Source organism: Kitasatospora sp. NPDC053057 (genome assembly GCF_044546945.1).
Classification (GTDB): Bacteria; Actinomycetota; Actinomycetes; order Streptomycetales; family Streptomycetaceae; genus Kitasatospora.
This window is the reverse complement of record NZ_JBITZP010000003.1, coordinates 109,973-120,469: the sequence shown is the minus strand read 5'-3', so window position 1 is coordinate 120,469 and position 10,497 is coordinate 109,973. Positions and strand designations below refer to the sequence as shown.

12 protein-coding genes are annotated in these 10,497 nt (G+C 71.5%); all 12 read left to right on the top strand.

Translation table 11 applies throughout. The features are described from left to right. Positions 1–8: 8 nt before the first annotated feature. Positions 9–212 (top strand): MbtH family protein, encoded by a 204-nt coding sequence (locus ACIG5E_RS05215; RefSeq protein ID WP_396531558.1) that lies wholly within the window; start codon positions 9–11, stop codon positions 210–212. 261 nt (positions 213–473) lie between these two features. Next, positions 474–722, top strand: coding sequence for an acyl carrier protein (locus tag ACIG5E_RS05210; protein ID WP_396531557.1), 249 nt, complete (start codon positions 474–476; stop codon positions 720–722). A 61-nt stretch (positions 723–783) separates the two neighbouring features. Beyond that, complete coding sequence (locus ACIG5E_RS05205) at positions 784–2,052, top strand: beta-ketoacyl-[acyl-carrier-protein] synthase family protein (protein WP_396531556.1); 1,269 nt, start codon at positions 784–786, stop codon at positions 2,050–2,052. 2 nt (positions 2,053–2,054) lie between these two features. Then, positions 2,055–3,200: a beta-ketoacyl synthase N-terminal-like domain-containing protein gene (locus tag ACIG5E_RS05200; RefSeq protein WP_396531555.1), complete on the top strand. Its 1,146-nt coding sequence runs from the start codon at positions 2,055–2,057 to the stop codon at positions 3,198–3,200. Then, entirely contained in the window at positions 3,197–3,925 is a 729-nt protein-coding gene (gene fabG / locus ACIG5E_RS05195) for a 3-oxoacyl-ACP reductase FabG (RefSeq protein WP_396531554.1), read from the top strand. Before ACIG5E_RS05200 ends, fabG begins: the two co-directional genes overlap by 4 nt. Before the next feature lie 40 nt (positions 3,926–3,965). Next, positions 3,966–5,687, top strand: a complete 1,722-nt coding sequence (locus tag ACIG5E_RS05190; RefSeq protein ID WP_396531553.1) for a phytoene desaturase family protein — start codon at positions 3,966–3,968, stop codon at positions 5,685–5,687. Positions 5,688–5,727: 40 nt separating this feature from the next. Continuing rightward, positions 5,728–6,759, top strand: coding sequence for a 2,3-diaminopropionate biosynthesis protein SbnB (gene sbnB / locus ACIG5E_RS05185; protein ID WP_396531552.1), 1,032 nt, complete (start codon positions 5,728–5,730; stop codon positions 6,757–6,759). Positions 6,760–6,917: 158 nt separating this feature from the next. Continuing rightward, on the top strand, positions 6,918–7,421 hold the full coding sequence (locus ACIG5E_RS05180; RefSeq protein WP_396531551.1) for a MaoC family dehydratase: 504 nt from the start codon (positions 6,918–6,920) through the stop codon (positions 7,419–7,421). A 91-nt stretch (positions 7,422–7,512) separates the two neighbouring features. Then, positions 7,513–8,838, top strand: a complete 1,326-nt coding sequence (locus ACIG5E_RS05175; protein ID WP_396531550.1) for a histidine kinase — start codon at positions 7,513–7,515, stop codon at positions 8,836–8,838. Next, a complete protein-coding gene (locus ACIG5E_RS05170; protein ID WP_396531549.1) occupies positions 8,802–9,446 on the top strand; it encodes a LuxR C-terminal-related transcriptional regulator in 645 nt (214 codons plus the stop codon). The genes ACIG5E_RS05175 and ACIG5E_RS05170 overlap by 37 nt, the downstream gene beginning before the upstream one ends. Positions 9,447–9,562: 116 nt before the next feature. After that, positions 9,563–9,763 carry a hypothetical protein gene (locus tag ACIG5E_RS05165; RefSeq protein ID WP_396531548.1) on the top strand — a complete coding sequence of 67 codons (201 nt, stop codon included), beginning with the start codon at positions 9,563–9,565 and terminating at the stop codon, positions 9,761–9,763. 159 nt (positions 9,764–9,922) lie between these two features. After that, a complete protein-coding gene (locus ACIG5E_RS05160; RefSeq protein WP_396531547.1) occupies positions 9,923–10,465 on the top strand; it encodes a hypothetical protein in 543 nt (180 codons plus the stop codon). The last annotated feature ends 32 nt before the right edge of the window (positions 10,466–10,497 follow it).

Below are 10,497 nucleotides of genomic sequence, written 5' to 3'. Positions count from 1 at the left end.
GAACCAGCATGGCGAACCCCTTTGACCGCGAAGACGGCACCTTCCTCGTCCTCGTCAACGAGGAGGGCCAGCACTCCCTGTGGCCGTCCTTCGCCGCCGTACCGGACGGCTGGACGGTCGCGCTGGACGCCACCGACCGGGCCACCGCCGTCGCCCACATCGAGGCCAACTGGACCGACATGCGCCCGCTCAGCCTGCAACAGCGGGGCTGACCTGACCGGTCGGCCGCCGGGAATTCCGAAATCCCCGCGAGCCGGCCCCGCCGACGCCGCCCGCCGTACCAGTGGAGCCCCCGTCCACAGGTGCGGCGGGCGGTCGTTTCGCCCCCGGCGACCCCGCCCCACCAGGCCCGACGCTCGACCACGACAGCCGTCAGCGAACAGTCAGTTGGACGTCATCGACCCGTCATCGGTGCTGATTAGCTTTCTGGCCAGACGCCAATTCCGGGCATCTCGAAAACGGAGGAAACCATCATGACGACGGTTGCGCCGGAGCGCCTCACCCGCATCCGCGAAATCATTGCCGAGAACATCGACGTGCACACCGAGTTCTCCGACACCGCACTGTTCGTCGACGAGCTGGGCGCCGACTCGCTCAAGCTCATCGACGTGCTGAGCGCGCTGGAGATGGAGTACTCCATCGTCATCGACATGAACGAACTGCCGAAGATGGTGAACGTGGAGGCCACCTACCAGGTGACGGCGGCGGCCGCCGGCTGGTGACCCCCGGGGGCACCCCGGTGCCCCGTCAGGGCCTGTCGCTTCCCACCGCAGAAGGAGTCCCATGTCCACCGCACAGTCACCAGCGGCCCCCCGGTCCGGCACGCCGGCCGGGCGCCGCAGGGTCGTCCTCACCGGCCTCGGAGCGATCTCCAGCATCGGCACGGGCGTCGAGGAGTACACCGCGGGGCTGCGGGCCGGCCGGTCCGGCGCGCAGCCGATCACTCGCTTCGACACCGAGGGCTTCGGCCAGAACATCGCCTGCGAGGTCCCGGACTTCGAGCCGGAGCGCTGGATCCACCGCGTCCCGCTCGAGGACATGGGCCGTGCCGGGCAGTTCGCCGTCGCGGCGGCCCGGATGGCGGTGGAGGACGCCGGGCTGACCGAGGCCGACCTCGGCGAGCGCCAGGCCGTGATCAGCGTCGGCACCACCGACGGCGAGTCGCACGACATCGGTGTGCTGGTCGAGCAGGAGCTCGCCGCCGGCGACCCGAAAGCGATGGACCCGGTGCTGTCCCGCCGGATCAACGCCGGCCGGCTGACCACCGTGATCGCCCGCGAGCTGCGCATGCCGAACGTGGAGCCGACCACCATCACCACCGCCTGCGCGGCCGGCAACTACTCGATCGGCTACGGCCTGGACGCGATCCGCTCCGGCGAGGTGGACATCGCGCTGTGCGGCGGCGCCGACGCGGTCTGCCGCAAGGCCTTCGCCCTGTTCAAGCGCTTCGGCGCGCTCACCCCGGACGTGGTCCGCCCGTTCGACAAGAACCGCCAGGGCATCCTGACCGGCGAGGGCGCGGGCATCCTCGTGCTGGAGAGCCTGGAGTCCGCCCTCGCCCGCGGCGCGCACATCTACGCCGAGGTGCTCGGCTACGGCCTCAGCTGCGACGCCGCCCACGCCACCGCGCCCAACCGGGACGGCATCGCCCGCGGCATCCGGCTCGCGCTGGAGGACGCCGGGGTCGAGCGCGACGAGATCGACTTCATCTCCGCACACGGCACCGGCACCAAAGCCAACGACAAGACCGAGTCGGCCGCCATCCTCGACGTGTACGGCGACACCCCCCCGCGCACCGTCGCCGTGAAGTCGATGCTCGGCCACTCGATGGGCGCCGCCAGCGCGCTCGCCGCGATCGCCTGCAGCATCGCCATCGAGCACCAGTTCATCCCGCCCACCATCAACCACGTGGAGACGGACCCGGACTGCCCGCTGGACGTCGTCCCCAACCAGGCGATCGACGCCGAGGTCCGGATCGTGGAGAACAACTCCAGCGCCTTCGCCGGCAACAACGCCATCCTGATCCTGGGCACGTACGGAGAGCGAGTCTGACGATGACGAGTCAACTGAAAAGCGCCGCAGCCACCCCGACCGCCCTGCCGCCGGAGACCCTCGTCATCACCGGCTGGTCGGCCGTCTCGCCGTACGGCCTGACCCGCCAGGCCTTCGCGGCCGGTCTGCGCTCCGGCGCCAAGACCGCCGTCGAGCCGGACGCCGCGTACGGCCCGCTGCCCTCGACCGAGGTCTGCCTGGTGCCCGGCTTCGACATCAAGGGACTGCTCGGCCCGACCGGCACCGCCAAGATGGACCGGCTCACCGCGCTCGCCCTGGTCGCCTCCGACGGCCTGCTGCAGGACGCCGAGGGCAACCGGGTGGTGGAGACGGACGGCCGCACCGGCGTGGTCCTCGGCATCTCGATGGGCAGCCTGGAGAACGTCACCAACTTCCTCAAGCAGTCGTACACCAACGCGCTGCCCTTCCACGTCGACGCCGGCCGCATCCCCTTCGGCAGCCTGAACCACGCCGCAGGCGCCACCGCGATCCGGCACGGCCTCACCGGTCCCAACACCACCGTCGCGGGCGGCCGGGTCAGCGGCCTGCTGGCGCTCAACTACGCGCGCCGGCTGATCGGCCAGGGGCGGGCGACCAAGTACCTGGTGGGCTCGGCCGAGGAGTTCTCCGCCGCGCACGCCTGGATCGAGCACACCGCCGCCACCCCCGGCGACCCGTCGCCGCTGCTCGGCGAGGGCTGCGGCCTCTTCGTCGTCGAGCCGGCCGGCGCCGCGCAGCGCCCGGCGCTGGCCGCCGTCCTGGCGGTGGAGACCCGGGTGGACATCGACGACGACCCCGGCGCCGCCGTCACCGCCTGCGTGCGGCGCGCCCTGGCCAAGGCCGGCGCCGCCACCGACGAGGTGTGGGCCGCCGTCCCCAGCGCCGCGCCCACCGCGGCCGGCCGGGCCGAGCACGAGGCGCTGGCCGCCCTGCTGCCGGCCGAGGCGCTCACCAGGGTTCCGTCCATGGAGCTGCTCGGCGACACCAGCGCGGCCGCCGCCACCTTCCAGATCCAGGCGCTGCTCAGCGTCGCCGAGGCCGAGCCGGCCTCGGCGGGCCGGATCGCCCTGGTATCCGCCGTCGACCGCGACGGCGCGGTGGGCTGCGCCGTGCTGCGGCTGCTCGACCCGAACGGGGCCGCCGCGTGATCGCCCTGGTCAGCGGCGGCTCCCGGGGCATCGGCCGGGCCATCGTGCTCCAGCTCGCCCAGGACGGCTACGACGTCGCCTTCTGCTACCACTCCAACGCCGATGCCGCCGAGCAACTCGTCAAGGAGGCGGGCAAGTTCGGCACTCGGATCGCCGCCAGCCGGTGCGACGTGGCGAACTCCGCCGAGGTCCGCGACTGGTACGCCCGCACCGAGCGCGAGCTCGGCCCGGTCGACGCTGTGGTCACCTCGGCCGGCATCACCAAGGACCGCCCGGTCATCCTGATGCCCGAGGACGACTGGGAGCAGGTGCTCCGCACCAACCTGGACGGCGTCTACCACGTCTGCCGCGCGGCCGCCTTCGCGATGAGCAAGCGCCGCAGCGGAGTGATCGTCAACCTATCGTCGGTGTCCGGGATTTACGGTAACGTCGGCCAGGCCAACTACGCCGCCTCGAAGGCGGGGATCATCGGCTTCACCAAGTCCCTCGCCAAGGAGTGCGGCCCGCGCGGCGTACGAGCCAACGTGGTCGCCCCGGGCCTGATCGCCACCGACATGGTCGGTGACATGTCCGAGGCCGCGATGGAACGGATGCTGGGGAACGTTGCGCTCGGCCGGGTCGGCAAGCCCGAGGAGGTGGCCCACCTGGTCTCCTTCCTGCTGTCCGATCGGGCGGCCTACATCAACGGGTCGGTCTTCGAGATCCACGGCGGCGGCACGTTCTGATCCGGCTGGTCATGCACATAGGGCGCGAATGGGGACACGAATGCGGGGAGTTCAGAATCCGGCGGCCGAGGGCGGCAGAGACCGCTACGACGTGATCGTGGTCGGCAGCGGCCTCGGCGGGCTGGTCAGCGGGGCGTATCTGGCGGCCGCCGGCCGTAGCGTGCTCGTCCTCGAACAGCACGATGTCGCCGGCGGCAACGCCCACGTGTTCCGCCGTCGACGCAAGTACGAGTTCGACGTGGGCACCCACTACCTCGGCGACTGCGGGCCGGACGGGATCCTCCCGGCTCTCCTGTCCGGGCTCGGCGTCCGCGACCGGGTGACCTTCCGCCCGATGGACAACGAGCAGGGCTTCGACCGGATCATCACCCCCACCACCACGGTGGACGTGGGGGCCGGCTGGTCGGCCTACCGCGACCGGCTCCGCCAGGCGCTGCCCGAGGAGGCCGACCGGATCGACCGCTTCGTCGACCTCGCCGAGTCGGTGGCCAACGCCAATCGGGAGGGCCTGCTCGGCCGGCCGATGATCGAACTGTTCCGGCAGTACCCGGAGACCATGCGCTGGGCCCGCCGGACCCGCACCTTCGCCGACGCCCTGGACCACTGCGGTCTCTCGCCGAAGGGCCGCACCCTGCTGGCCGCCCAGGCCGGCAACTACGGCACCATGCCCGACGGCATCACCTTCGGCGAGCACGCCGGCATGCTCGACCACTACCTGCGCGGCGCCTGCTACCCCGAGGGCGGCGGCCAGGTCGTGGTGGCCGCCCTGGTCGAGGCCCTGGAGTCGTACGGCGGCGAGCTGCGCACCCGCTGCGAGGCGCGCCGCATCCTGATCGAGGAGGGGCGCGCCACCGGCGTCGAACTCGCCGACGGCACCCGGATATCCGCCCCGCTGGTGATCTCCAACGCCGACTACCGCCGCACCGTCCTTGAGCTGTGCGGCGGCGAGGAGACCTTCCCCGCCGAGCTGGTCGCCAAGACCCGCGAGGCCACCATGCGCGGCGCCGTCGTCGCGCTGTACGTCGCACTCGACACCGAACTGCCGGACCTGCCCAACGCCAACATCTGGTGGCACGACAGCGACGACATGGAGGCCGCACACGCGGCGATGATCGAGCGCTGGGAAAGCGAGGGCTCGATGGACTCGCTGCCGCACCTGATGTTCTCCTTCGCCTCGCTCAAGGACCCGGGCGCGGCCGCGGTCTGCCCGCCCGGCCACAGCAACTTCCAGCTGCTCACCGGCTGCCCACCCGGCTACGAGTTCTGGGGCCTCACCAGGGGCGCCACCGACGGCGAGCCGTACCGCCGCAACCCCGCCTACCTGGCCCGCAAGCAGCAGTTCACCGAGCTGATGCTGGCCACCGCCGAGAGGGTGATCGGCCCCTTCCGGGACCGCATCACCCACCTGGAGATGGCGACCCCGCTCAGCCAGGAGCGCTACATCCGCGGCTCCGGCGGCACCCCGTACGGCATGGCCCGCTGGGGCGACGTCGGCCAGCGCCCCGATGTCCGCACCGACGTCGAGGGCCTCTACGTGGTCGGCCAGAGCGTCCGCTACGGCAGCGGCCTGGCCGCCGTCGCCACCAGCGGGATGGTCGCCGCCGGACAGATACTCGGGCGCCCGCTGCTGCCCGAGGTGGCCGCCGGCGCGGTACTCGGTGACCCGGCGAAGCTGCCCGACCGCGGCCCCGACTGGGACCCACTGCTGGTCTCCCGCGGCCTCGGGCGCCAGCGCGCCAAGGGCCTCGCCCGCATTGGCTGACCCTCCATTCCCACCTCATCCGACCAGGAGCAGTGTTCGCATGACCGAGGTACCAACCTTCGCCGTGGTCTCCGGCGCCCAGGTGCACCATGCCCTCCACGGGCACGAGGACGAGGTCGTCACCACCATCGAGGCCGCGTACCGGCTGCACGGCGAAGAGCAGACGGTCAACCCCGACTCGTACTTCCTGCGCTTCCCGGACCGCCCGTCCGACCGGATCATCGCGCTGCCCGCCTCGGTCAAGGGCGAGATCGGTGTACACGGCATCAAGTGGATCTCCAGCTTCCCGGAGAACGTGGCGGCCGGCCTGCCGCGCGCCTCGGCCGTCCTGGTCCTCAACGACGCCGAGACCGGCTACCCCTTCGCCTGCCTGGAGAGCTCGATCATCAGCGCGGCCCGCACCGCCGCCTCCGCCGCCCTGGCCGCCGCGCGGCTGGCCGACGCCCGCGGCGAACGGCCCCGCCGGGTCGGCTTCTTCGGGGTCGGTCTGATCGCCCGCTACATCCACACCTACCTCGCCGCGAACGGCTTCGACTTCACCGAGGCCGGGATCCACGACCTCTCCACCGAGCACGCCCACGGCTTCGCCGACTACCTGCGCCGGGCCAAGGGCGACGAGCTGGCGATCACCGTCCACGACAAGGCCGAGGACTTGATCAGGTCCTCCGACCTGGTCGTCTTCGCCACCGTGGCCGGCGAGCCGCACGTGACGGACCCGGCCTGGTTCGGCCACAACCCCCTGGTGCTGCACATCTCGCTGCGCGACCTCTCCCCGGAGATCGTCCTCGACTCCTGGAACGTGGTCGACGACATCGAGCACTGCATGAAGGCCGGCACCTCCCCGCACCTGGCCGAACAGCGGGTCGGCCACCGGGACTTCGTGGCCGGCACGCTTTACGACGTGCTCACCGGCGCCATCACCCCGCCCATCGACCGTCCGGTGGTCTTCTCCCCGTTCGGCCTCGGCGTGCTCGACCTGGCCGTCGCCAAGCACGTGTACGACCGGGTGCGGGCGGCCGGGCAGCTGCACACCGTCCCGGACTTCTTCCACGAGCTCAAGCGCTACGGCTGACACCCGCCGCCTTCCGAAGCCGGCCGCACGACTCCCGTGCGGCCGGCTTCTCCGTTCCCCGCTCGTTTCGCCGCCCGCGCCGTTTGCCGCCCGCTTGTTTCGCCGCCCGTCAGCGCAGTGTCAGTTGAGCGTCAGCGGTGAGGACGGAGAATCACCACATGAGATCCTTTGCCAGCCTGGCCGAGTTCACCGAGGCGACCGGGGAACACCTCGGCTACAGCGATTGGCTCGACGTCACCCAGGACAGCGTGGATCAGTTCGCGGGCGCCACCGGCGACCTCCAGTGGATCCACGTGGACCCCGAGCGCGCGGCCACCGGCCCGTTCGGCGGGACCATCGTCCACGGCTACATGACGCTCGGCCTGCTGCCCGCGATGATGCGCGCGATCTTCGAGATCGAGGACGTCACGATGGGCGTCAACTTCGGCCTGGACAAGGTGCGTTTCCCGCACCCGGTCAAGGTCGGCGCCCGGGTGCGCGGTGGCGCCAAGGTCACCAGCGTCCGCGAGACCCCGGTCGGCCACCTGGCCGCGGTACGGATGACCGTGGAGATCGAGGGCGAGTCCCGCGCGGCCTGCGTGGCCGACACCCTCTCGCTCTTCATCGCCGGCTCCGCGCCCGTACCGGCAGCTGCCGTTCCGGTCGGGCAAGAGGGGAGTTAGTACTACCGATTCCGCACCCCATCGCCGCCAGAATGGTCCCACGGCCACTACGGCCGGGGCACCGCGAAGGCACCAGAGAGGAGCGTGTCCAATGTCCATGGACGGCACGATGCAGCTCGGGGGAGACCCCTCACCGGTAGAGATCAGGGGCTTCTCCGCCTCCGCCGGATTCACCGGGCTGCGACGCGCGCTGACCCTCTGCTGGATGTCGACCGCCGCGTTCGGCCGCTGCCTCGGGGTCACCACCGCGATCTCCCTGGTGGGTTCGGGCCTCGGCCTGGTGCCCCGCTCGATGGATCGGGTCCGCGCCCTGGCGGCCCGTCAGCGGCACCTCGCGGAGGCCTGGTCGAGCGTACGGATCCCCGGGCCGCCCGGACCGCTGCCACCCGCCCCCGAGGGCGCCTCGGGGGCGATCGCCCGCTACCGCTGGATCATGAGCGACCCGCAGACCCGGCGCGAGTTCGCCTGGGTCCTCACCGACCCGATCGCGGGCGGCTTCCTCGCCTTCATGCCGATCGCCCTGGTGCTCAGCGGCTTCTGGGGAATCTTCCTGGCCTTCTTCGGCGTCCCACTGTCCGTCGAGTGGGACGGCCTCTGGTACCAGTTCATCCCGATCGACGGCCAGGCCACCGCCGTACTCGCCGGCGTGCTCGGCGTCCTCCAGCTCCCGCTCGCGCTCTGGATGGCGCCCCGCGCCGTCCGCAAGCACGCCCTCTACACCCGCTCGATGCTCGCCCCGAGCGAGCAGGAGCTGATGGCCAGCCGGATCGAGCACCTCACCGCCACCCGCAGCACCGCGGTGGACACCCAGATGGCCGAGATCCGCCGGATCGAGCGCGACCTGCACGACGGCGCCCAGGCCCGCCTGGTCGCGATGGGAATGACCCTGGACGCCGCCGAACACCTGCTGGAGACCAACCCGGACGCCGTGCGCGCCCTGCTGATCGAGGCCCGGGAGTCCTCCTCCAAGGCCCTCGAGGAGATCCGCAACCTGGTCCGCGGCATCCACCCGCCGGTCCTCGCCGACCGCGGACTCTCGGACGCGGTCCGGGCGCTGGCGATGGTCTGCCCGGTCCCCACCGAGGTCGTGGCGGACCTCCCCGGCCGCCCCGAAATGCCCGTCGAGTCAGCGGCCTACTTCGCCATCTCGGAGATCCTCGCCAACGTCGCCAAGCACTCCCACGCCGACCGCGCCTGGATCGACATTCGCTACGATCACGGCATGCTGCGCATCACCGTCACGGACAGCGGCCGCGGCGGCGCGGACGCCACCCGCGGCACCGGCCTGCGCGGCATCGAACGACGGCTCGCCACCTTCGACGGGGTCCTCGCAGTCAGCAGCCCCGTCAACGGCCCGACCATGGTGACCATGGAGCTCCCGTGCGCATTGTCCTCGCCGAAGACCACTTCCTCCTGAGGGACGGCCTGATCCGCCTCCTCCAGGCCTACGGCCACGAGGTGGTGGCCGCCGTCGACAACGGCGCCGACCTCCTCCGCGCCCTCACCGAACAACAGCCGGACGTCGCCATCGTCGACGTCCGGCTGCCGCCGAACTTCACCGACGAGGGCCTGCGCGCCGTCCTCACCGCCCGCCGCACCACACCCGACCTCCCCGTCCTCCTCCTCTCCCAGTACGTCGAACCCCTCTACGCCCGCGAACTCCTCGCCAGCGGTGGCCGCGGCGTCGGCTACATGCTCAAGGACCGCGTCACCAACGGCTCCCAGTTCCTCGACTCCATCCGCCGCGTCGCCGACGGCGGCACCGCCATGGACCCCGAGGTCATCTCCCAGCTCCTGGTCCGCAAGGAACGCGACGAATCCATCTCCGCCCTCTCCGGCCGCGAACGCGAAGTCCTCGAATGGCTCGCCCAGGGCCGCTCCAACGCCGGCATCGCCCAAGGCCTCTTCATCACCGAGAAGGCCGTCGCCAAACACGTCAGCAACATCTTCACCAAGCTCAACCTCCTCCCCACCGACGGCGACAACCGCCGCGTCCTCGCCGTCCTCGCCTACCTCGACCAATAGCCCCGATGACATTCCCCTCGTAGCGTGGAGTCGTGACCAGAGGGGAAGTTGAGGGTCATGGCGGGGAAGAGGCGCTCGTACGACGCGGAGTTCCGCGCGGGGGCGGGCGGACACGGATGCGGCCGGGGAGCCCCCGCGGCGGCGCCGGGCGACGGTGCACCAGGTCACGAGCCGCGTGGGCGGAGGGCTGGCAGGCCGCGGACTTCTACAACACCCGCCGTCGGCACAGCGCGGCCGGCGGGCTGCCGCCCGTGGAGTTCGAACGGATCATCAGCAAGGCACGAGCCGAGGCCCGTCAGGAGGCCAAGGCCGCATAGCGGAGGACTCCACGGTTACAGGGGATTGACAGAGGGACAGTTCCCCCGCCAGGGGGAGCCGGTCCCTCCCGGCGGCGGAGGCCGCGACCGGGGGCGGGATGGGAGCTTGGAGGCAGCCGGGGAACCGGCCGACTCCCTTCTCCCCATGGAGGATTGACCATGCGCAAGCTCACCGCGGCCATCGCACTCACCGCCGCCGTCACGGCCCTGGCCGCCGGAACCGCGGGCACCGCCTCGGCCGCGCCCGTACCGGCCCGGCACCTCGCACTGCACAGCTGGACCCTGCTCAACGAGCACGGCCCGGGCCCCAACCCGGGCGAGCGGCTCACCGCGCAGGTCAGCGCCCGTACGGTCGACGGCCACGCCCGGGGGCACGTCGTCGTGCAGCACGTCTTCGAGAAGACCGGCACCACCCGGGCCGAGTTCGATGTCGACTGCCTGACCGTCGACGGGAACGGCGCCATCACCGTGACCGGGCCCATCTCGAAGATCGTGGTCACCCCGCTCGGGGGCGAGCCGTACCTCTTCGAGGAAGGCCGGCACCCCGAGGCCGGCCTCACCTTCTACCCGGCCGACGAGCAGCACCAGCGCCGGGTCGGCTGGAACCGGACCAACCCCGAGATGCACACCGAAGTCGTCAAGTGCGGCGCGGTTCCGGCCGGTTTCTGGGTCATCGACGGCGGGACCTTCCTGCGGCGGTAGCGGTGGCACGGGACGGGTGAAGTGGAAGAAAC

What these genes read in the sequence shown, in the direction of transcription:
- ACIG5E_RS05190 (WP_396531553.1), top strand. Translation starts at nt 3,966, where the DNA reads ATGCGGGGAGTTCAGAATCCGGCGGCCGAGGGCGGCAGAGACCGCTAC.
- ACIG5E_RS05180 (WP_396531551.1), top strand. Translation starts at nt 6,918, where the DNA reads ATGAGATCCTTTGCCAGCCTGGCCGAGTTCACCGAGGCGACCGGGGAA.
- ACIG5E_RS05205 (WP_396531556.1), top strand. Translation starts at nt 784, where the DNA reads ATGTCCACCGCACAGTCACCAGCGGCCCCCCGGTCCGGCACGCCGGCC.
- ACIG5E_RS05200 (WP_396531555.1), top strand. Translation starts at nt 2,055, where the DNA reads ATGACGAGTCAACTGAAAAGCGCCGCAGCCACCCCGACCGCCCTGCCG.
- ACIG5E_RS05160 (WP_396531547.1), top strand. Translation starts at nt 9,923, where the DNA reads ATGCGCAAGCTCACCGCGGCCATCGCACTCACCGCCGCCGTCACGGCC.
- ACIG5E_RS05210 (WP_396531557.1), top strand. Translation starts at nt 474, where the DNA reads ATGACGACGGTTGCGCCGGAGCGCCTCACCCGCATCCGCGAAATCATT.
- sbnB (WP_396531552.1), top strand. Translation starts at nt 5,728, where the DNA reads ATGACCGAGGTACCAACCTTCGCCGTGGTCTCCGGCGCCCAGGTGCAC.
- ACIG5E_RS05165 (WP_396531548.1), top strand. Translation starts at nt 9,563, where the DNA reads ATGCGGCCGGGGAGCCCCCGCGGCGGCGCCGGGCGACGGTGCACCAGG.
- ACIG5E_RS05215 (WP_396531558.1), top strand. Translation starts at nt 9, where the DNA reads ATGGCGAACCCCTTTGACCGCGAAGACGGCACCTTCCTCGTCCTCGTC.
- ACIG5E_RS05175 (WP_396531550.1), top strand. Translation starts at nt 7,513, where the DNA reads ATGTCCATGGACGGCACGATGCAGCTCGGGGGAGACCCCTCACCGGTA.